The organism is Bordetella bronchialis, assembly GCF_001676705.1.
GTDB classification, from domain to species: Bacteria; Pseudomonadota; Gammaproteobacteria; order Burkholderiales; family Burkholderiaceae_B; genus Bordetella_C; species Bordetella_C bronchialis.
This window is the reverse complement of the sequence record NZ_CP016170.1, coordinates 2,567,119-2,586,831: the sequence shown is the minus strand read 5'-3', so window position 1 is coordinate 2,586,831 and position 19,713 is coordinate 2,567,119. Positions and strand designations below refer to the sequence as shown.

Genomic DNA, 19,713 nt, shown 5'->3' with positions numbered 1-19,713 from the left:
CTTGTGATGCGAATACATGGGGGGTAGGTTTATTGCCTTACTTGTTCATACTGAACAGCGACGTGCCCTTGACGGCGCTAAAGGCCGACATGGAGGCCTGCAGCGAAAGCTGGCGCATGCTCATTTCCGAAATGGCGGAGTAGTAATTGATCTGCGTCAGGTCGGTCAGCGTCTTGTTGTCCGTGAGCGCCCGCTGCGTGCCGGTGGTGTCCAGCGCATCCAGTTCGTTCTGGCGCGCGCCCACCGACGCCTGTATGGTCGACACATTGTCCAGATTGATCGACAGCGTCTTGTTGGCGGTGGCCAGCAGATTGACCAGCTGGGCCTGCGCGGCGGGATCGCCCTGCGAAGGCGCCTTCAGCGCGGTAATCAGGGAATCGAACGTCGCGAACATGTCGACGTCGGCGGTCTGGGCGGTCTTGATGGTGAAGGTGTCGCCTTCCTGCGGTTCGCCGTCCACGACCATGGTCACGCCGTGGCCCGTATCGATCGCCTCGCCCGGCTCGTACGCGACGGGGGTGCTGGTGGTTCCCAGGCCCGTGGACGGATCCGAAGTGGTGATCGTATACATCATCTGGTTGGTGGTCGGATCCTTCGCGAAGCTGACCACATAGTTCAGGCTGGGGCCCGAGCTGGCGGCGTCGACCGTGGGGGCGGAGAATGTCGCCGTGCCCGTGTTGAAGGGCGATGCCGCCGCCACATAGCTGACCGTGCCCGGACTGGCCCGGTTGAAGATATCGCTGCCGATATCGGACACGCTCATCTGCCGGCTCTGCTCCACCTGCACCAGGCGCTGTCCGGCATTGCCGTTGTACGTGATTTCGCCCGTCGTCGGATTCTTCACGTAGGCCGCCGCGTTGCCGGCGGTGCCCGAGAACAGGTATTCGCCGTTGCCATCGGTGCTGTTGGCCAGGGCAAAGAGCGCATCGCGCGATTGCTCGAGCACGGTGGCCAGGCTGTTGCGATCCTGGTCGGCAAGCGTGCCGTTGCCCGCCTGGACGACGCGCGTCAGCACGCTGGTCAGCGTCGTGACCACGGACGCCAGGGCGTTGGTTTCCAGGCCCAGCGAACGGTTGGCCGCGTCGCGGTTGCTCGCGTACGTCTGCGTCATGTTCAGGTTCTGGAACGCCGTGACCGCCTGTCCCGCCGCGAGCGGATCGTCGGATGGCGTCACGACGCGCCGGCCGGAACTCAACTGCTGCTGCAGGTAGTTGACGTCCGACTCGTTCTTCAGAATGCCGTTCAGGCCGCTCTGGTAGATCGTGGTGGTGCTCAGGCGGATCATGCTATGTAACTCCGGATGCGTATCTCGAGACGACGGACGACCGCGCTTACTTCAGGCCCAGCAGGGCGTCGAAGATCGTGCTTGCGACGTCGATAATCTTGGCGGCGGCCTGGTATTGCTCCTGGTACTGCGAAAGATTCACATACTCTTCGTTCAGGTTCACGCCGGAGACCGAGGCGTTGTTCTGCATCCGCTGGTTCACCACGGTGGTCTGTGCCTTGTCGTTCGCCTTGGCGTCGGCGGTCTGCTGCCCGACGTTATTGACGATCTGCGAGAACAGGTCGGTCACGCTCAGCGAGTTGCCCGACAGGTTGCGCGTGGTCTGCAGCTGCGCCAGCGCCAGGGCGTTGGCGCCATTGGAGGTGCCGGGATCGGTCGTGCTGGACGCCGCGATCTTGGCCGGATCGGTGATCGCCATGCCCAGGTCGCGCGCCGCGTTGCGGGTGGGCTGCAGGGTCCAGGTATCGCCCGCCGCCGCCGTCCCCGTGATATTCACCGTCAGGCCGTCGAAGGCCAGCGAAGTGGGCGGGGTACCCGTGGGCGTGGCCGTCACCGCGGCGTTGTCCGGCAGGCGGGTCACCGTATAGTTCGTGCCGTCGTAGGAAATCTTGTAGTCGTAGGCGGTAAGCTGGCTGGCGTCGGTGTATTCCGCCGTCAGCATGGCGTTGCCCGTATTCTTGGCGCCGGTCAGCGCCGTGGGCGAAGCGAGCGAAAAGAAATCGCCGCCCGCATTGCCCTGCAGATCGATACCCTGCTGATGCAGCGTGTTGAAGGTCACCGCCAGCCCGGCCGCCATCTGGCCCAACTGGTTCTGGATCACGTCCAGCGAATTGGTACGGAATTGCAGCAGGCCGCCCAGCGTGCCGTTGGTCAGCTTGGAGTCGCTCAATTCCACCGGCGTCGTGGCGCCGCCCGGGCCGGAAGGCAGGTTGTACGCCACCACGGTGCGCGACGGATCGGCGGCCGACGGAACCGCCTGCAGCGAGTACACCGTGTTGCCGGAGAGCAGCGCCTGCCCGGATTCCAGCGAAATGCTGACGGTATCGCCCTGGGTGGTATAGCGGATGCCCACGGTCTTGGACAGTTCCGACAGCAACTGGTCGCGCTGGTCCAGCAGATCGTTGGGCGCATTGCCATTGCCCTGGCCGCGGGCGATGACGATCTCCTGGTTCAGCTTGTTGATCTGGTTCAGGTAGCCATTGACCGAATTGACGGCCTGGGCGATCTGCTGGTTCAGGCCGTCGCGCTGGGTCTGCAGGTCCTGGTAGGCCGAATTGATCTGCGAGACCAGCGACTGGCCCTTGCCGATCAGGTCCTGGCGGGTGGCCGCGTCGGCGGGCTTGCTGGCGACGGCGTTCACGCTGGCGAAGAAATCCGCCAGCGCCGGCGAGATGCCCACCGTCTCGTTGCCCAGCATATTGTCGATCTGCGACACCTGGTCCAGGTAGGTCGAATACGACGAGCTGCTGCTTTGCGCGCCGACCAGCTGCTTGTACAGGAAACTGTCGTACTGGCGCTGCACCGTGTCGACTTGCACGCCCCGGCCATAGAAGCCCGCCGAGGTGGCGGTCGCGCCGGCCGTCGACGTCAACACGCGCTGGCGGTTGTAACCGTCCGTCGTGGAGTTGTCGATGTTATGGCCGGTGGTCGTCAACCCCGCTTGCGCGGCGTTCAGGCCGCTGATGCCCAGGCTGTACAAACTCATGGTCGGGATGCCTCTCGAATTACCGTGTTGAAACGTCTGGATATTGGTTTAACGGCAAGCGCGGACGAAACTTAATGAAATGAAAAGCCATGCCCGGCGTCCCCCTCAGGGATCGCCGGCTCCCTCGAAATCCGAGCCCAGGAGCTCGGCCTTGCCTTCCAGGCCGGCGGTTTCCAGCCCCCTGCCCGCCCGTCCGGCCCCCTGGAGCTGCCCCATGATGCCGATCAGCTTGTCGGCGTAGCGCGGGTCGGTCGCGTAGCCGGCGGCCTGGATGCGGCGCGCCGCATCGATCTCGTCCCGGGCATCGGCCACGGCGTCGTAGCGCGGGTTGGTGCCGATCAGGCGGGCGTAATCGGCGAAGGACTCCTCGTAGGAGTTATAGGCGCGGAACGCCTGCGTCACCTTGCGTGGCGTGCCGTTCTCGTACTCGGTGGTCAGCACATTGACCGTTTTGCCCTTCCAGCTGTCCCCGGCCTTGATGCCGAACAGGTTGTAGCTGGTGCGACCGTCGGGATAGCGGATCTCGCGCTGGCCCCAGCCGGACTCCAGGGCCGCCTGGCCCAGGATCAGGCGGGCCGGCACCCCGCTCTGGCGTTCGGCCGCCTTGGCCGCGGGCGCCATCTGCGCCACGAAGTCCACCACGTGGTCCGGCGCGCCCTCCGCCGCGGCCAGGGCGCGGTCGGCCGCGCCGCCGCGCCGCAGCACCCGCAACAGCGCCGCCACCTCGGGATTGGACGATCCCGATGTCACCGTGCGCGCGGCCAGGTCCAGGGGCTTCATGGCCTGCGCCGCAGCGTCCTGGCCTTCCTGCCCGTCGGCGGCCGGCTGGTTGGCCTGCATCTGCTTGAGCAGTGACTGCGCCAGGCCGATGCCCGGGTTGGCCAGCTGCAACGCCAGCTGCTCGTCGGCCATGGAGCGCATCATCTGCGACTCATTGGAATCGAACAGACCACTTTTCATGGTGGCCTGGCGCATCTGCTTGAGCAGCATCTGGATGTAGACCGCCTCGAACTGGCGCGCCACCTCGGCCTGCTTCTCGGCGGAGGGCGGCTGGCCGGTCACGTCGCGATGCAGGCTGGACAGCGAACCGAAATCGAAAATCGACGGCTGGCCGGCACCGGAAGCCTGGGAGGAACCGAGCGCCATGGCTTAGATGATCTCCAGCTCCGCCCGCAGCGCGCCGGCCGTCTGCATGGCCTGCAGGATGGCCAGCAGGTCCTGCGGCGTGGCGCCCAGGGCGTTCAGCGCGCGCACGACGTCGGCCAGGTTGGCGCTGGTGCGCACGTGCTGCAGCGAGCCGTTCTCCTGGCGCACGTCGATCTGGGTATTGGGCACCACCACCGTCTGCCCGCCGCCGAACGGCGTATTGGGCTGCGAGACCGCATTGGTCTGGTTGACCACCACCGACAGGTTGCCGTGCGCGACGGCGGATTCCTCCAGCATGACGGTGCGGTTCATGACCACCGACCCGGTGCGGGCGTTGACGATAACCTTGGCCGACGCCGGCGCGCGCGTCACCTGCAGGTTCTCCAGCTGCGAAATGAAGGCGGCCTGGGCGGCCGGGTCGACCGGCGCCTGCACGCGTATCGTGCGGCCGTCGACGACCTGCGATACGGCCCCGCCGAAATGCCGGTTCAAGGCCGCGGCGACGTTCTGCGCGGTACCGAAATCCAGCTCGTTCAATTCCAGGAACAGATTGCCGTTGCGCGCGAAGGTGGTCGGCACCCCGCGCTCGACCACCGCGCCGTTGCTGATGCGGCCGCCGTTCAACTGGTTGATCTGCACGCTGGAGCCACCCGCCGATGCGCCGGCGCCGCCGACCAGGATGTTGCCCTGCGCCAGCGCATACACCTGGCCGTCGGCACCCTTCATGGGGGTCAGCAGCAGCGTCCCGCCGCGCAGGCTCTTGGCGTTGCCCATGGAGGACACCACCACGTCGTAGGTCTGGCCCGGCCGGGCGAACGCGGGCAGGCTCATGGTAACCATGACCGCCGCCACGTTCTTCAACTGCATATTGCTGTTGTTGGGCATCGTGACACCCAGCTGCGACAGCATGTTAGTGACGCTCTGCTGGGTGAACGGCGCCTGCCGCACCTGGTCGCCCGTACCGTCCAGGCCCACGACCAGGCCGTAGCCGATCAGCTGGTTGCCGCGCACGCCCTGGATGCTGGCCAGGTCCTTCAGGCGCTCCGCGTGCGCGCCGCCGGCCACCGCCAGCAACAAGCCCCCCAGCAGCACGCCCGCCAAGCGGCGGACAAGAATGAAATAGGCTGTGTAATACGTCATATCAGCATGGCTCCGCAGCCCACTCGTCCAATAAAACAACTGCCCGGGCGGCATCGCCCCCTTGAGGGGGAAGCGCGCAGCGCTTCGAGGGTGGGCATCGTCGGCATCAGAACGGATTGGCGATCAGGAAGAAGCGCTGCAGCCAGCCCATGGTCTGGACTTCGTCCATCACGCCCTTGCTGCGGTATTCGATGCGGGCATCGGCCACCTGGGTGGACGAGACCGAATTCGTGCCCGTGACCGAGCGCGGATCCACCACGCCGGAAAAGCGGATGTACTCGCTGCCGCGGTTGATGGCGATCTGCTTTTCGCCGGCCACCTGCAGGTTGCCGTTGGGCAGCACGCCCACCACGGTGGTGGTCAGGACGCCTGTGAAGGTGTTGTTGGCGCTGCTGTCGCCGGCGCCCTTGTTGACGTTGCTGCCGGAGGTATTCGTATCCAACTTGGCATTGAACCAGCTGCTCATGAAACCGGGCGAGGCGGCGATCGAGTTGTCGGTGCTGGAAGTGCGCGTCGTATTGGTCGCCACGTTTTTGGCGGCGGCGGTCCTTTCTTCCAGGACGACGGTCACGACGTCGCCGACGTTGCGCGGCCGGCGGTCCTCGAACAGCGGATAGTTGCCGTAGACGGTCGGCTGGTAGATGGAGCCGTCCGGCACGGGCGTGGGCGCGGCGGGGGGCGGCGGCATGGCCGTCGTCGGCCCCAGCACGACGGGTTCGGGCGGCACCAGCGCGCAGCCGGCCAGGCCGACGCCCAACAGCACCGACGCCGCCAGCGCGCGCCAGCCGGCCGGCACGCCACCCGCCAAGGCCGCAACGGAACGAAGGAAAGGCATGGCGCGCATGGGTCGTTTCATCAAAGCTGGGTCAGGCGGGCAAGCATCTGGTCGGATGTCTCCACCGCCTTGCTGTTCATTTCATAGGCACGTTGGGTGGTGATCATGTTCACCAGCTCCTCCGCGACATTCACGTTGGAGGTTTCCACATACTGCTGCAGGATGCTGCCCAGGCCGTCGACCGTGGGCTGGCCGATGTTGGGCGCGCCCGAGGCGTCGGTCTCCAGGTACAGGTTATCGCCGATCGCCTGCAGGCCGTTGGGATTGATGAAATTGGCCAGCTGCAATTGGCCGATCTGCACGTTGGTGCCCGGCGCGGCGGGCTGGGTCACCGAAACGGTGCCATCCTTGCCGATGGTCAGCGACAGCGCATTGTTGGGCACGTTGATGGGCGGCTGGATCACCAGGCCGCCGGCCGTGGTCAGCTGGCCGTTCTGGTCGACCTGCAGCGAACCGTCGCGGGTATAGGCGTCGGTGCCGTCGGGCAGCTGCACGTTCAGGAAGCCCTGGCCCTGGATGGCGATGTCCATCGGGTCGCTGGTGCTCGTCAGGTTGCCCTCGGTGTGCAGACGCTCCGTGGCGGCCACGCGGGTGCCGGTGCCCAGCTGCAGGCCGGAAGGCAATTGGTTGGCGTCGCCGACCTGGGCGCCGGGCTGGCGCAGCGTCTGGTACATCAGGTCCTGGAACACGGCACGGCCGCGCTTGAAGCCGTTCGTGTTGACGTTGGCCAGGTTATTGGAAATGACGTCCAGCGAAGTCTGCTGGCCTTCCAGGCCGGTCTTGGCGATCCAGAGCGAACGTAGCATGGTGTTTAAGGCTCCTGGGTGCGCGGCAAGGCCGCGTCACGGTGTATACGTACTAAATCAATCAACCGACGGACAGCAGGCTGTTCGCCTTGTCCTCGTTGGTCTGCGCGTCGCGGATGACCTGCATCTGCATTTCGAAGCGGCGGGAATTCTCGATCATGCCCACCATCGAGGCGGCCGCGTTGGCGTTGCTGCCTTCCAGCACGCCGGGCATCACGCGCAGCGTGGGGTCGGCGGGCATGGGGGGCGCGGGCTGGCCGTTGGCCGCGACGCGCCGGAACACGCCGTCGTCGCCATGCACCAGCGACGCCAGCGCCGGGCTGACCAGCTTGATCGTGCCCAGGTTGAGGATGGTGTTCGGCGGATCGCCGGCACCGATGGCGGTGATGGTGCCATCCGACGCGATGGTCAGCGTCGCGTTGGGCGGCACATCGATGGGACCGTTCTGGTTGGACAGCACCGGCATGCCCTGCGCGGTCTGCAGCAGGCCGTTCACCCCCACCTGCAGGTCGCCGGCGCGGGTGTAGGCTTCGCCCTGCGGCGTCTGCACGGCGATCCAGCCATTGCCGGTCACGGCGATATCCAGGTCGCGCCCCGTCGCATCCATCACGCCGGGCGTGAAGTCGTTGCGCGGCGTGGATGCCACCGTGGAGACCCGGGTAGGCAAGCTGGTGCCGTCGTTGACCGGCACCGAACGGTAGACCGCCATCTGCGCCCGGAAGCCGGGCGTATTCACGTTCGCCATATTGTTGGTCAGAACGGCCTGTTCCTCGTTGATGCGAACAGCACCGTTCATGGCGGTGTAAATGACTCGATCCATGCGCGCTTATCCTGCCTGGGTTCCGCTTACCGTCGCGTTTACTGGATGGACAACAGGGATTGCAGTACCTGGTCCTGGGTCTTGATCGTGTTGGTGTTGGCCTGGTAGGTACGCTGGGCCACGATCATGTTCACCAGCTCGGTGCTCAGGTTGACGTTGGATGCCTCCACCGCCTGGCCCTGCAGGGTGGCCAGGCCGTTGGTGCCCGGCTGGCCCAGCACCGCCTGGCCCGACTCGGAGGTTTCGCTCCAGTTGTTGTCGCCGATCGGCTGCAGGCCGTTGACGTTGTTGAAGTTGGCCAGGGCCACCGTGCCGACGGTCTGCGTCTTGCCGTTGGTGTAGTTGGCGATGATGCTGCCGTCCTTGCCGAAGCTGATATTGGTGAACTGGCCGGTGGTATTGCCGTCCGGCGTGAAGTCGGCGGAGAAATCGCCGCCGAACTGCGTGCTGCCGGTGTAGTCCATCGTGATGGCCAGCGCCGCCGCGGGCGAGCCGGTGCCGCCCGGGGTGGCGAACGACAGGTTGACCGTCGGCGTGCTGGTCAGGCGGCCGGAGTCGTCGAAGGTCATCTGGGTGGCGCCGCCCCAGACCGGCGGGGTGGCGGCCGTCGCCGTGGTGGGCGCCATGGCCGCGCCATCCAGCGTGTAGTACACGTCATAGACGCTCTGCGACGGGGGGCCCGCCACGCCGGGACGCTTGACGAAGTACGTGGTCAGCTGGTGCGAGTTGCCCAGCGAGTCGTACACCGTCATCGGCTGCGAATCCGTGTACGTCGCGGTATTGGTCGGATCGAAGGCCGTCGTCGTGGGAATGACGGTGGCGTTCGCGTTCAGGTTGGCCGTGAAGCCGGAACGCGAGGTCGCGGCCGGCGGGATGTTCGCGGTCGGCAGCGTCAGCGGCACCGGCGCGGTACCCACCCCGCCGGGGCCATAGCCGGTCAGCTGCTGGCCGGCGGCGTTCACGATGTTGTTGTTCTTGTCGATGCCGAACTGGCCATTGCGCGTATACGAGATCGCGCCGCTGGCGTCGACCAGCCGGAAGAAGCCGTTGGCGCCGTCGATGGCCAGGTCGTACTGGCCGCCCGTGGCGGTCACGTTGCCCACCGTGAAGCGCTGGTCGATGGAGGCGACTTTCACACCCAGGCCGACGCGCGAGGTGGCGTAGATGTCGGCGAAGGTCGCCGAGGCCGCCTTGAAACCGACGGTGTTCGCGTTGGCGATGTTGTTGCCGATTACGTCCAGATTCTGCGACGCGGCATCCAGGCCGCTAAGTCCTTGTCCGAAACCCATGCGTTCTCTCGCTTGTTCAGAAAGTTGATGGAAGCCGGAAGACCGGCAACTGGGCGGCCCGGCCGCCCTTGTCTATCAGGAAGCCAAAACCTTGCGCACATCCAGCATGCTGACCTGGCCGGCCAGGCCCAGGTCCAGCCGCACGCCCTGCGTCCCGTACGAAACGCCGCCGACCTGGCCGTAGGTCAGCGCCTCGGCCGTGACGGCATTGCCATTCTGGTCGGTCGCCGCCACCGTGAAGGTGTACTTGCCGTCCGGCATGACATTGCCGCTGTCGTCCTTGCCGTCCCAGGTCGGCGTGATGATGCCCGCGTCCTGCGCGCCCAGGTTCATGGTGCGCACCACGCGGCCGGTGTTGTCCAGTATCTTCATCGACACGTTGTGCGCGTCCGACTGCACGTCGATACCGATGGGTGTCAGGACGCGGTTACCGGAGGCGTCGGTATCGACCTTCATCGAGTCCCCGGGGAAGAGCACCTGCTTGCCGATCATCGACACGGCGTCCATGGACTGGCCCAGGTCGACCTGGCTGCTGATGGTCTGCAGCACCGTCTTCAGGTCCTGCACGCCCTGCACGGTGGAGATCTGCGCCAACTGCGAGGTCAACTGGTAGTTGTCCATCGGGTTGAGCGGATCCTGGTTGTTCATCTGCGCGACGAGCAGGGTCAGGAACTGGTCCTGCAGCGATTGGGCGCTGCCCGCGGCGTTCGACGATCCGCTGCCGGTGGCGTTGTTGGTCGTGCTGTTATTGTTGACGGTACTGGTGGTGGTCATGCAAGACTCCGGGGTCCAGGGAAGCCGCCATCGGGCGGCGGCCTGCTAGGCTATTGGCCTATCGTCAAGGTTTTCTGCATCAGGGCCTTGGCGGTGTTCAGGACTTCGACGTTGGCCTGGTAGGAGCGCGACGCCGAAATCATGTTCACCGTTTCGGCCACCGGGTCGACGTTGGGCATGGTGACGTAGCCCTGGTTGTCGGCCAGCGGATTGGTCGGGTCGTACAGGCGCTTCATGGGGGCATCGCTCTGGACGACCCCGGCCACGCGCACGCCGCCGATTTCCGCGCCGGTGGCCTGGCCCTGCGAGGGATTCACCTGGAACACCACCTGGCGCGCCCGGTAGGGCTGGCCGTCCGGCCCGACGGCGCTGTCGGCGTTGGCCAGGTTGCTCGCGGCCACGTTCATCCGCTGCGACTGCGCGGTCAGCGCCGAACCGGCGATATCGAAAATGCTCAACAAACCCATGGTCTATCCTGTGTTTGCGTTATTCGGAAATGGCCAGCAGCATGTCCTTGATCTTGGCGGTCAGGACGGTGGAAGTGCTCTGGTAGTGCAGCGTGTTGTCGGCGAAGCGCACCCGCTCGCCGTCCATATCGACCGTGTTGCCATCCAGGCTGGCCTGGTAGGGATTGCGGTACAGCAGGTCCACGGTCGGCTGGGTCGGGCCTTGCGCCGGGATGTGCCGGGCCGAGGTCAGCGTCAGGTTGACCGCCGGCAGGTTCATGTTGGCGCCCATCGCGCTTTCCAGGGCCGAGCGGAAGTCGAAATCCCGCGCCTTGTAGTTGGGCGTGTCGGCATTGGCGATGTTGGCCGACAGCACTTCCTGGCGCTGCGCGCGCAGTCCCAGCGATTGCTGGAAAAAGCCTAGATCCTGGCTGAGGCGGTCTATCATCCGGGTCGCGTCCCTGCTGGTGCGGCGGCCATGCGGCCATCCAGCCCGGCGGATGCCGGGCCGGCGCGTACGGGCTGCCCCATGGCGAAAAGCGCCCGCCCCTTGCGGGACGGCGCTACGCGGGCAAGCCTTTCGGCACGGAAGGAATCATAGGTGGGCCCGCCGCCGCACAATCATCCAAATAACCGACTATTCGTCCGCCAATTCGGGTATTGCTCGCGCGGCCGGGCTTCTACAATTCCCTGGACGCTGAGTCTTTCCGCGTGCCAGGGCCCATGCCGGCCCGGCGCCCCCGGATGCGGCCGGCGACGCTTTTCTCCAGTACCAACAGGCGGCCCCATGGCGGTCCGCCCCGGGATGCCCATGAACGGACGCGTTTTCCTCCTTGCCCTGGCGCTGGCCGCACAGGGCGGCCTGGCCGGCGCCGCGCGCGCCCAGGCGCTCGACCGTCCGCAGGACCCCGCGGCGGTGCAGCAGATCGCCCAGGACTATCTGCTGCAGCAGCTGTCTTCCCTGCCCGCCCAGCCCAGCGTCCGCATGGACGAAGTCCATACCGATCGCCTGCCCACCTGCGATGCCCTGACGCCGTACATGACCGGCCCGACCCGGCCGCGCGCCCGCATGAGCGTCGGCGTGCGCTGCACGTCGCCCAGGCCCTGGAGCGTCTACGTCCAGGCCACCGTCAGCCTGCCCGGGCAATATTTCGTGGCGGCGCGGCCCCTCAATGCCGGCGAAACCCTGCGGCCGGAGGACCTGGCCCCGCGCGACGGCGACCTGATCAACCTGCCCCCGGGCGCCATCACGGATCCGCAGAGCGTCGTCGGCATGACGGTGGGCTACCGCATCGGCATGGGGCAGCCCATCCGGGCCAGCAGCCTGCGCAGCGCCGGGTCGGTACAGCGCGGGCAGACGGTGCGCATCACGGCGCGCGGCGCCGGCTTCGTGGTCAGCAGCGAGGGCCAGGTCATGCAGAACGCCACGCCGGGTTCCACGGTGGAGGTCAAGACCGCGTCCGGGCAGATCGTCAGCGGCGTGCTGCAACCCCAGGGCAACGTCGAGGTGCCGCTCTAGCCGGCGGATTCCTGACACAATGCTAAATAATTGCATTGACGATGGCCGGCGATGCCGGGTTTTAGGGGGAAGTTCCAGGCCGGATAAACTGGCCGCAGCCTCCCTAAAGTTCGACGCCGGCCTGCCGTTACAGAGACATAGGCAGGCGCTTCGGCCTGTATACCCAGGAGCCCGTTCCGCGGGATTTGGACTGTGAAGATCAATTCCTCGACCGCCCGTCCCTCGACGACCGCCACCGAGACCGCCAGCACGCGCACCGCGATCGGCCAGGCCTATGGCGGCGTCGCCGGTGGCGGATCGAGCAGCGCCCAGGTGGACCTGAGCCCGATGTCGCGCAAGCTGATCGACCTGCAAAGCGGCGCCGGCGACATCGACACCGCCAAGGTGCAGGCCATACGCGACGCCATCGCCGCCGGCCAACTGAAGATCGACCCGACCAAGATCGCCGACGGCTTGATCGCAAGCGCCAAGGAATTGCTGAAGTAGCCGTCCATTCGCTTGCCTCCCGCCCGTGGCGCATGGCGCCGGGGCGATCTCCCTTGCAGCATCCGCCGCAGTATCCCTCGCGTAACCCTCTCTTCTGACGCCATGAACGCCACGGAAAAACTCCAAGAATGCCTGCTGGAAGAAGATGCGCTGGTTGTCGAATTCACCGAATTGCTGGGCTCCGAGACCGTAGCCCTGACCGAGCGCCAGTCCTTCAATGCCTTGAACGCCATCACGGAATCGAAGAACGGCATCGCCGCGCGCCTGCATGAACTGAGCGCGCGCCGCGACAGCCTGCTGGAGGAACTGGGCTTCGGCCCCGGCCACGCCGGCACCACCCAGGCCGCCGAGCAATACCCCGAGATCGCCGGCATCTGGCGCCAGCTGCTGGACCGCTGCGCGGCCGCCGCCGGCATCAACGACCGCAACGGCGCGCTGATCGACATGCATTTGCGCTATACCGAGGAAGCCCTGGACGCGCTGCAGGCCCTGACCAAGCGATCCAACCTGTACGAGGCCAACGGCCGCGCACGGCAAGGCAACACGGGCAAGACCATCGTGGCGACCTGAACCAGGCGGGTGCCCAGATGCGGAAAGGCCGGCGTATGCCGGCCTTTTGTTTACGCGATAGGGCATTCCTTTAAACGCGACCCATCGGAACCATAGGAACGGCCCTGTGAACACAGCGGTCCGCTACCTTCTCAGCGCGCTTGACACTTGCTGAGAATTAACCTATCAGGTTAATATCCGATGGAGAAACGAACCCCTCATTGCCGGTTGGCCGTAGTCAAGTCCATGGTCCAAACCGGCCAGGTGCGCTGTACCGCTACCGCCTTGTCTGGAGCAGCGGCCCTGGGACTGGATTTCTCGGGAATGCTGGATATCGTCATGAGGCTATCGCCATCCGACTTTCACAAAAGCATGACGACCTATGCAGACCATAAAGTCTGGCAAGACGTCTATCGCCCGTCAACCAACATGGGCGACATATACCTGAAGCTGACGGTGATCGACAAGGTCCTGATCGTCTCTTTCAAGGAGCTTTGATGATGAGATGCCCAACATGCGGGGCGGCCGAACTCCGACCGGACGTGCGCGATCTGCCCTATACCTACAAGAGCGAGTCCACCATAATTCCCGCAGTGGCCGGCGAATACTGTCCCGCATGCGGCGAGTCCATCCTTGAACAAGCGGAATCCGCCCGTGTCAGCACTGCAATGCTGACATTCAACAAACAGGTCAACTCATCCATCGTCGATCCAGATTTCATTTTGATGGTGCGCAGAAAGCTGGCGCTGGATCAACGCGAAGCGGGGGAGATTTTCGGCGGGGGCGTCAATGCCTTCTCCCGCTACGAGAATGGAAAATCGAAGCCGCCTCTTTCACTCGTCAAGTTACTGAAGGTATTGGACAAGCACCCTGAACTTCTTGATGAAGTGAAAGCAGCGTAGCAACCGCCACGCGCGGCACAACAGCCGAATGTGAACAAGGCCGGCGTATGCCGGCCTCTTCTTTCCATGCGTCGGTGCGCCGGTCAGGGCGCGCCGCCCTCGCCCGCCATTTCCACCATGGCCAGGAAGCGCAGCAGCGCCGGCGGCACCAGGCGGGCGGGAAGCTTGCGTTCCGGTCCCATCAAGCCCTGCAGCAGTTTGCGCATGATGGACGCCGAGGGTGCATGGGCCAGTTGCCAGCAGGCCGCGCCCAGCTGGCCGGCCATCAGCATCTGCCGCAGCGTGGAGTCGTCGCCCGAGGCGGCGCCGGCCAGGGGTTGCCAGGCATGGGCCATGTAGCGGAAAGCCCCCTTGGCATGGTCGTGCAGGACCAGCCAGCGCGCGATGGTGGCGGCATCGGCCTGCGCCACGCCCACATTGGTCAGTCCATAGACCTGCTGGACCACACGGCCGGAAGGATCGATCAGTTTGGCGCAGACGGCGCGCACGGGCGTCGTGTCGGCGCCGCGTCCGGCCAGCGTGACCTCCGTGCCGGCGGCCCAGAGCCTCAGCGGCACGACGGCGTCGCCCACGACATGGCTCAGGCCCACCATGTCGCCGGCCTCGCCCACCGGCACATAGCCCAGCGTCTTGCCGATCGCCTGCAGGATGGTGGGACTTTCATCCTGCACCACGCGCAGCGCGCCCGTGCAGCGCGACATCCAGTCCATGCCCTGCGCGGACAGGGATTGCCATAGCGCCGCGGTCCCGGCCGCGATCAGGTGCACCACCGGCAGCGGCTTCAGGGCGCCCTGCAGCCATGCCGCCCGCGCGGCCAGGGCGTCGCCCACATTGGCGTGGGGCGCCGCACCGGTGTCGATACTGGAGACGGTGCCGTGTTCCAGGGCCAGTTGCTGCACCGGCGCGGCCAGCGCCGCGCCGCGGTCGCTCATCAGCAGCGAGGACATCAAGGTTCCGCCCGGCATGCCCTGCCCGCTCATGGCCACCTGCCCGTGCAGCACCAGCAGGTGCCGGGAGCAGGTCGCGGAGAATTCCCCGCGCACCATATCCAGGGGCATGCGCACCAGGGCGGGCGTGGCCAGCGGCGGCCGGCTGCCCAGCCCGCGCCACAGCTCCCGCGCCTGCACGCAAGCCGGATCGGTATTGATCCAGGCCAGCGCCGCATCCATGTCCTGCTCGGTTTCCGCGCTGGCGCCCTGCGGACGCAGCATGGCCGAGGCCAGCAGCTGGCGCCGCCGCACGGGGTCCATGCCGATCAGCCCGCCGGCCTCCTCGCGCGAGGCCGACCACAGCGCCGCCAGGTCCGCCTCGCTGGGGGTGTACAGCGCGGGCCGGCGCAGGCAGGCGAAGGCGCCATCGACCAGCTCGGCGGCCGTGGGAACCTCCATGTGCTCGGGCACGCGCTGGCCGCGCGACACGTAGTGGATGGGAAGGCGGTGCCGGATGGCGGTGTCCAGCGCCGCCGCGTAGCGCGAGGCCTCGTCGATCTTGGTGATGATGCAGCCGCGCACGTCTTCGTCGGCGCCGTTGCGATAGGCGTGCGCGACCTCGTCCAGCGTGTCGCCCTGGCTGGCCGCGTTCAGCACGACCAGGCGCTGCACCGGCCGGCCGGCGCCGCAAAGCATCGCGGCCTGTTCGGCGACGTGCCGGTCGCGCTGGCTGATGCCCGTCGTGTCGATCAGGATAATCCTGCGCGCGCCCAGTTCGGCCAGCGTCTCGCGCAGCTGCGCGACATCGCGCACCGAACGGGTCGGCACGCCCATCAGGCGGCCGTAGATTTGCAACTGCTCGTGCGCGCCGATACGGAAGTTGTCGGTGGTGAGCATCGCGACCTGGTCGCGGCCCACGCGGGCCACGCAGCGCGCCGCCAGCTTGGCCAGCGTGGTGGTCTTGCCGACCCCGGTCGGCCCGACCAGCGCGAACACGCCGCCGTTGCCCAGCAACTCGTCTTCGTCGCCCATGACGGGCAGATGGTTGATCAGCTCGTTGCGCGCCCAGTTCATGGCCGCCGCGAAGGTCATGCGCGGCGGCAGGCGCGTCAGCATGGCGCGGATCAGGTTGGCGCTGAAGCCGGCCTCCATCAGGGTGCGGAACAGCGTGGTGGGCACGGGCTCGCGGCTCAGTCCCTTGCCCCACATCAGGCCGTCGATGCGGGTTTCCAGCGCGCCGCGCAGGGCGTTCAGCGCCTCCGTTACCTGGCTGGCGTCGGGCACCGCGGCGCCGGCGGCCTGGTACTGGGTGTTTTCCTCGTCCACCAGCGCGAACGTATGGTCCGCCGGGCCATAGACCGGCGCGGGCGGCGGCGGCGGGGCCGGCGCACGCGGCGCGGCGGCCGGCGTGGCGCCGGTGAATGCCGGCATACGGGCCTCCGCGTGGGCCGGCTCGGCCGCGCGCGCATCGACGATCCTGGGTTCGGCCAGGCCGTTGCCCGCGAATCGCGGTGGGTGGACGGGCGCTTCCACGGCAGGCGCCACATCGGCGCGCGGCGCCGCGGCCGGCGCGTCCTGCGCCGCGCGCACTTCCGCCACGGCTGGCTCCGGCTCGCGGAACACGATGCGGCCCTCGTCGTCGATGGCGGAGGGGTCCGTGGCCATGACCTCCACGCCGCCGTCCATGCTGCGGCTGGAGATAATCAATGCGTCCGGCCCCAGGGCCATGCGCACTTCGCGCATGACCTCGCGATGGGTCGCCGCGAAAAAGCGGGTGATCTTCAAGAGTTACCCCCGATCAGCGCCGTGACTCGCACGATGCGTTCATCCGGAATTTCGGTATTGGCCAGCACGCCCAGTTGCGGAACGTGGTGGCGCAGGAAACGGGACAGGGCCGGCCGCAGGACCGGCGATACGACCAGGACGGGCGCATTGCCCAGCGCCTCCTGGCGGGAGACGGCCGCGCGCGTTTCGCGCAGCAGGGTGTCGGCCAGGCCGGGCTCCAGCACGCCGCTGGTGCCGATGGCCTGCGACAGCACGCGCTCCAGCCGGACGTCCAGGCCGATGACGCGGACTTCGCCTTCGCCGGGGAACCATTGCTGCGTAATGGCGCGGCCCAGCGAGCGGCGCACCAGGGCGATGAGCTCGCCGACATCGGGCTGGCCGCCCGAGGTGGCGTTGAGCGCCGACAGGCGCGGCCCATGTTCCGAGATGGTGTCCACGATCGAGCGCATGTCGCGGATGGGGACCTCTTCGGCCAACAAGCCCTGCAGCACCTTTTGCAGCAAGGTGAGCGAGATGGTCTTGGGCACCAGGTCCTCGACCAGCTTGGGCGCCTCGCGCGCGATGCGGTCCAGCAGCTGCTGCACTTCCTGGCGTCCCAGCAGCTGGGAGCCATGGCGATGCATCAGGTGGTTCAGGTGGGTGGCGACCACGGTGCTGGCGTCCACCACCGTATAGCCCGCCACCTGGGCCTGGTCGCGCAGCGACGCATCGATCCAGACCGCCGGCAGGCCGAAGGCCGGATCCGTGGTCGGCGTGCCCTTGAGCTTGATGGTCACGCCGCCGGGATCGATGGCCAGCCACTGGCCCGGCATTGCCACGCCGCGGCCGACCTCCACGCCGGACAGCAGGATGACGTAATCGTTGGGCTTGAGTTCCAGGTTGTCGCGGATATGCACCACCGGCGGCAGGAAGCCCACGTCCTGCGCGAACTTCTTGCGCAGGCTGCGCACCCGGTGCAGCAGCTCGCCGTTCTGCGAGTGGTCCACCAGCGGAATCAGGCGATAGCCGACTTCCAGTCCCAACTGGTCGACCATGGAAACGTCGTCCCAGCTGGCCTCGGCAGCGGCGATCTTGGCCTGTTCCTGCGCGGGCGTGGGCGCGCGGCTCTCCTCGGCGGCGTCGCGCATCTGCTTCTTGTACAGCAGCCAGCCGCCCGTGCCGAACGCCGCCGCCAGCGCCAGGAAAGCGATGTGCGGCATATTGGGGATCAGCCCCATCACGCCCACGATACCGGCGGTCAGGAACAGCACGCTGGGATTGGAGAACAGCTGGCCGATGATCTGCTGGCCGACGTCCTGCCCGTTCGCGACCCGCGATACGACCACGCCCGCGGCCGTGGAAATGATCAGCGCCGGGATCTGCGCCACCAGGCCGTCGCCGATGGTCAACAGCGTATACACGCGCGCCGAATCGCCCACCGACAGGCCGTGCTGGGCCACGCCGACGATCAGGCCGCCGATGACGTTGATCGCCATGATCAACAGGCCGGCCACCGCGTCGCCGCGCACGAATTTGCTGGCGCCGTCCATGGAGCCATAGAAATCCGCTTCCTGGGCGACCTCGCCACGGCGCCGCCGCGCTTCGTCCTCGCGGATCAGGCCGGCGTTCAGGTCGGCATCGATCGCCATCTGCTTGCCGGGCATGGCGTCCAGGGTGAAGCGCGCGCCGACTTCGGCGATCCGGCCCGCGCCCTTGGTGATCACGATGAAGTTGATGATCGTCAGGATCACGAACAGGATGATGCCGATGGCGAAGTTGCCGCCCACCAGGAAGTGCCCGAAGGCCTCGATCACCTTGCCCGCCGCGTCCGGTCCGGTATGGCCATGCAGCAGCACGACGCGGGTGGAGGCCACGTTCAGCGACAGCCGCAGCAGCGTGGCGAACAGCAGCACCGACGGAAAGGCGGCGAAGTCCAGCGGCTTGCGGGTGAACATGGCCACCAGCAGGATCATGATCGCCAGCGAGATATTGAACGTGAACAGCAGGTCCAGGATGAATGCCGGCAAAGGCAGGATCATCATCCCCAGGACCATCACGATCAGCAAGGGACCGGCCAGCAGCCGCGCCTGGGCGCCGCCGTTGTTCTTGAACATGGCGATCAACGCGCCCATTCCTTAAGCTCCTTCGGCGGCCGCCAAGGCCGCGGGCCCGGCCTGCGGGTCCATTCCCTCGGGCACGGGCAGATTGGTCGGGGCAACCGGCGGCGCCCAGCCCGGGCGCCACGACCGCAGCTGGAACACCCAGGCCAGCACCTCGGCGACCGCTGTGTACAGGGCGGCGGGGATTTCCTGCCCCAGTTCGACGTGACGGTACAGCGCGCGCGCCAGGGGCGGCGCCTCCAGCATGGGCACGCGGTTTTCCTGCGCGAGCTCGCGGATGCGGGCGGCGATCTCTCCCATGCCCTTGGCCACGACGCGCGGGGCGGCCATATCGCCGTCGCTATAGCGGAGCGCGACGGCGTAATGCGTGGGATTGGTGACGACCACGTCGGCCTTGGGCACCTCGGCCATCATGCGGCGGCGCGCCGCCTGGCGCTGCAGCTGCCGCATGCGCGCCTTGATCATGGGATCGCCCTCGCTTTCCTTGAACTCCTGTTTCACGTCTTCCTTGCTCATGCGCAGCTTCTTGGCATGGCTGAATATCTGCCAGGGCACGTCGAGCAAGGCGATCAGCAGCAGCGAGGCGACCGCGAAGGCGCAGCACAGGCCGATGAGGTTCAGCATATTGGCGAGCGCCGCGGCCGGCGCCGCGTGCATCAGGCCGGTCATTTCGTCGATGTAATGCCAGATGGTGGCTGCCGCCACCCCGCCGACGACCAGCGCCTTGCTGATGGCCTTGGCCAGTTCGACCACGGTCTGCCATGAGAACATGCGGCCGATGCCGGTCAGCGGATTGAGCTTGTTGAAATTGAATTCCAAAGGCTTGCCCGACCACACCAGGCCACCCAGCAGCAAGCCGGCGAACACGCCGGCGACCCCAAGCAGGCCCAGGATGGGCAGCGCGGTGATCAGGCCCTGCCAGCCGCTTTCGGCGGCGCTCGTCAGCATGACATTCGTATCGCGCGCGAGATCCGGCTCGAAGCCCAGCGCATGCCGCATGATGCCGTCGAGCGACTGGTAGATATACGCGCCGCCGCCCCACAGCACCGCCACGCCGGTGGCCAGCACCAGAAAGGTGCTCAGCTCCCGGGATCGGGGAACCTGCCCTTCCTCGCGCGCCTTTTCCAGGCGCCGGGGTGAGGCGGCTTCGGTTTTTTCGAGATCGCTTTCTTCGGCCATGCTGCGCGCTTATCCGGAC

The 19,713-nt window shown here is 66.7% G+C and carries 19 protein-coding genes; 5 read left to right on the top strand and 14 right to left on the bottom strand.

Annotation, left to right across the window (positions count from 1 at the left end; translation table 11 throughout):
* Positions 1 to 37: 37 nt before the first annotated feature.
* The 11 genes from flgL to flgB form a co-directional block, all read right to left on the bottom strand.
* The gene (flgL, locus tag BAU06_RS11385) at positions 38 to 1,285 is read right to left on the bottom strand and encodes a flagellar hook-associated protein FlgL (protein ID WP_231934050.1); all 1,248 of its coding nucleotides are present in this window, start codon (positions 1,283 to 1,285) and stop codon (positions 38 to 40) included.
* Between the two features lie 46 nt (positions 1,286 to 1,331).
* Entirely contained in the window at positions 1,332 to 2,990 is a 1,659-nt protein-coding gene (gene flgK, locus BAU06_RS11380) for a flagellar hook-associated protein FlgK (RefSeq protein ID WP_066348973.1), read from the bottom strand.
* A gap of 105 nt (positions 2,991 to 3,095) precedes the next feature.
* On the bottom strand, positions 3,096 to 4,136 hold the full coding sequence (gene flgJ / locus BAU06_RS11375) for a flagellar assembly peptidoglycan hydrolase FlgJ (RefSeq protein WP_066348971.1): 1,041 nt from the start codon (positions 4,134 to 4,136) through the stop codon (positions 3,096 to 3,098).
* A gap of 3 nt (positions 4,137 to 4,139) precedes the next feature.
* Positions 4,140 to 5,276, bottom strand: a complete 1,137-nt coding sequence (locus BAU06_RS11370) for a flagellar basal body P-ring protein FlgI (protein WP_066348969.1) — start codon at positions 5,274 to 5,276, stop codon at positions 4,140 to 4,142.
* Between the two features lie 106 nt (positions 5,277 to 5,382).
* The gene (locus tag BAU06_RS11365) at positions 5,383 to 6,111 is read right to left on the bottom strand and encodes a flagellar basal body L-ring protein FlgH (protein ID WP_082993865.1); all 729 of its coding nucleotides are present in this window, start codon (positions 6,109 to 6,111) and stop codon (positions 5,383 to 5,385) included.
* Positions 6,112 to 6,131: 20 nt separating this feature from the next.
* Positions 6,132 to 6,917, bottom strand: a complete 786-nt coding sequence (gene flgG / locus BAU06_RS11360; RefSeq protein ID WP_066348968.1) for a flagellar basal-body rod protein FlgG — start codon at positions 6,915 to 6,917, stop codon at positions 6,132 to 6,134.
* Between the two features lie 61 nt (positions 6,918 to 6,978).
* A complete protein-coding gene (locus tag BAU06_RS11355; RefSeq protein ID WP_066348967.1) occupies positions 6,979 to 7,737 on the bottom strand; it encodes a flagellar basal body rod protein FlgF in 759 nt (252 codons plus the stop codon).
* A 38-nt stretch (positions 7,738 to 7,775) separates the two neighbouring features.
* A complete protein-coding gene (gene flgE, locus BAU06_RS11350) occupies positions 7,776 to 9,026 on the bottom strand; it encodes a flagellar hook protein FlgE (RefSeq protein WP_066348965.1) in 1,251 nt (416 codons plus the stop codon).
* Between the two features lie 75 nt (positions 9,027 to 9,101).
* Positions 9,102 to 9,800, bottom strand: coding sequence for a flagellar hook capping FlgD N-terminal domain-containing protein (locus BAU06_RS11345; protein WP_066348964.1), 699 nt, complete (start codon positions 9,798 to 9,800; stop codon positions 9,102 to 9,104).
* A gap of 50 nt (positions 9,801 to 9,850) precedes the next feature.
* Complete coding sequence (flgC, locus tag BAU06_RS11340) at positions 9,851 to 10,267, bottom strand: flagellar basal body rod protein FlgC (RefSeq protein ID WP_066348959.1); 417 nt, start codon at positions 10,265 to 10,267, stop codon at positions 9,851 to 9,853.
* A 19-nt stretch (positions 10,268 to 10,286) separates the two neighbouring features.
* A complete protein-coding gene (gene flgB / locus BAU06_RS11335; protein ID WP_066348954.1) occupies positions 10,287 to 10,694 on the bottom strand; it encodes a flagellar basal body rod protein FlgB in 408 nt (135 codons plus the stop codon).
* 363 nt (positions 10,695 to 11,057) lie between these two features.
* Here flgB and flgA point away from each other — a divergent pair, with 363 nt between their 5' ends.
* The 5 genes from flgA to BAU06_RS11310 all read left to right on the top strand — a co-directional run bounded on the left by flgA (position 11,058) and on the right by BAU06_RS11310 (position 13,702).
* The gene (gene flgA, locus BAU06_RS11330; RefSeq protein WP_156770209.1) at positions 11,058 to 11,765 is read left to right on the top strand and encodes a flagellar basal body P-ring formation chaperone FlgA; all 708 of its coding nucleotides are present in this window, start codon (positions 11,058 to 11,060) and stop codon (positions 11,763 to 11,765) included.
* 192 nt (positions 11,766 to 11,957) lie between these two features.
* A complete protein-coding gene (gene flgM / locus BAU06_RS11325) occupies positions 11,958 to 12,251 on the top strand; it encodes a flagellar biosynthesis anti-sigma factor FlgM (protein ID WP_066348953.1) in 294 nt (97 codons plus the stop codon).
* Between the two features lie 102 nt (positions 12,252 to 12,353).
* Positions 12,354 to 12,821 (top strand): flagella synthesis protein FlgN, encoded by a 468-nt coding sequence (locus BAU06_RS11320; protein WP_066348952.1) that lies wholly within the window; start codon positions 12,354 to 12,356, stop codon positions 12,819 to 12,821.
* Positions 12,822 to 13,001: 180 nt separating this feature from the next.
* Entirely contained in the window at positions 13,002 to 13,298 is a 297-nt protein-coding gene (locus BAU06_RS11315; RefSeq protein ID WP_066348951.1) for a type II toxin-antitoxin system MqsR family toxin, read from the top strand.
* A 2-nt stretch (positions 13,299 to 13,300) separates the two neighbouring features.
* Positions 13,301 to 13,702 carry a type II TA system antitoxin MqsA family protein gene (locus tag BAU06_RS11310; protein WP_066358871.1) on the top strand — a complete coding sequence of 134 codons (402 nt, stop codon included), beginning with the start codon at positions 13,301 to 13,303 and terminating at the stop codon, positions 13,700 to 13,702.
* Positions 13,703 to 13,785: 83 nt separating this feature from the next.
* On the opposite strand, the gene flhF is transcribed toward BAU06_RS11310, so the two are convergent.
* From flhF to flhB, 3 genes are read right to left on the bottom strand one after another with little or no spacing between them, the layout of a single operon-like run.
* Positions 13,786 to 16,374, bottom strand: coding sequence for a flagellar biosynthesis protein FlhF (flhF, locus tag BAU06_RS11305; protein WP_418214826.1), 2,589 nt, complete (start codon positions 16,372 to 16,374; stop codon positions 13,786 to 13,788).
* Positions 16,375 to 16,412: 38 nt separating this feature from the next.
* Complete coding sequence (gene flhA, locus BAU06_RS11300) at positions 16,413 to 18,527, bottom strand: flagellar biosynthesis protein FlhA (RefSeq protein ID WP_066348949.1); 2,115 nt, start codon at positions 18,525 to 18,527, stop codon at positions 16,413 to 16,415.
* A 3-nt stretch (positions 18,528 to 18,530) separates the two neighbouring features.
* A complete protein-coding gene (gene flhB / locus BAU06_RS11295; protein ID WP_066348947.1) occupies positions 18,531 to 19,694 on the bottom strand; it encodes a flagellar biosynthesis protein FlhB in 1,164 nt (387 codons plus the stop codon).
* Between the last annotated feature and the right edge of the window lie 19 nt (positions 19,695 to 19,713).

What these genes read in the sequence shown, in the direction of transcription:
- BAU06_RS11355 (WP_066348967.1), bottom strand. Translation starts at nt 7,737, where the DNA reads ATGGATCGAGTCATTTACACCGCCATGAACGGTGCTGTTCGCATCAAC.
- flgK (WP_066348973.1), bottom strand. Translation starts at nt 2,990, where the DNA reads ATGAGTTTGTACAGCCTGGGCATCAGCGGCCTGAACGCCGCGCAAGCG.
- flgC (WP_066348959.1), bottom strand. Translation starts at nt 10,267, where the DNA reads ATGGGTTTGTTGAGCATTTTCGATATCGCCGGTTCGGCGCTGACCGCG.
- flgA (WP_156770209.1), top strand. Translation starts at nt 11,058, where the DNA reads ATGAACGGACGCGTTTTCCTCCTTGCCCTGGCGCTGGCCGCACAGGGC.
- flhF (WP_418214826.1), bottom strand. Translation starts at nt 16,374, where the DNA reads ATGCGCGAAGTGCGCATGGCCCTGGGGCCGGACGCATTGATTATCTCC.
- BAU06_RS11345 (WP_066348964.1), bottom strand. Translation starts at nt 9,800, where the DNA reads ATGACCACCACCAGTACCGTCAACAATAACAGCACGACCAACAACGCC.
- BAU06_RS11310 (WP_066358871.1), top strand. Translation starts at nt 13,301, where the DNA reads ATGAGATGCCCAACATGCGGGGCGGCCGAACTCCGACCGGACGTGCGC.
- flhA (WP_066348949.1), bottom strand. Translation starts at nt 18,527, where the DNA reads ATGGGCGCGTTGATCGCCATGTTCAAGAACAACGGCGGCGCCCAGGCG.
- flgE (WP_066348965.1), bottom strand. Translation starts at nt 9,026, where the DNA reads ATGGGTTTCGGACAAGGACTTAGCGGCCTGGATGCCGCGTCGCAGAAT.
- flgL (WP_231934050.1), bottom strand. Translation starts at nt 1,285, where the DNA reads ATGATCCGCCTGAGCACCACCACGATCTACCAGAGCGGCCTGAACGGC.
- BAU06_RS11370 (WP_066348969.1), bottom strand. Translation starts at nt 5,276, where the DNA reads ATGACGTATTACACAGCCTATTTCATTCTTGTCCGCCGCTTGGCGGGC.
- BAU06_RS11365 (WP_082993865.1), bottom strand. Translation starts at nt 6,111, where the DNA reads ATGCCTTTCCTTCGTTCCGTTGCGGCCTTGGCGGGTGGCGTGCCGGCC.
- BAU06_RS11320 (WP_066348952.1), top strand. Translation starts at nt 12,354, where the DNA reads ATGAACGCCACGGAAAAACTCCAAGAATGCCTGCTGGAAGAAGATGCG.
- flgG (WP_066348968.1), bottom strand. Translation starts at nt 6,917, where the DNA reads ATGCTACGTTCGCTCTGGATCGCCAAGACCGGCCTGGAAGGCCAGCAG.
- flgJ (WP_066348971.1), bottom strand. Translation starts at nt 4,136, where the DNA reads ATGGCGCTCGGTTCCTCCCAGGCTTCCGGTGCCGGCCAGCCGTCGATT.
- flgB (WP_066348954.1), bottom strand. Translation starts at nt 10,694, where the DNA reads ATGATAGACCGCCTCAGCCAGGATCTAGGCTTTTTCCAGCAATCGCTG.
- BAU06_RS11315 (WP_066348951.1), top strand. Translation starts at nt 13,002, where the DNA reads ATGGAGAAACGAACCCCTCATTGCCGGTTGGCCGTAGTCAAGTCCATG.
- flhB (WP_066348947.1), bottom strand. Translation starts at nt 19,694, where the DNA reads ATGGCCGAAGAAAGCGATCTCGAAAAAACCGAAGCCGCCTCACCCCGG.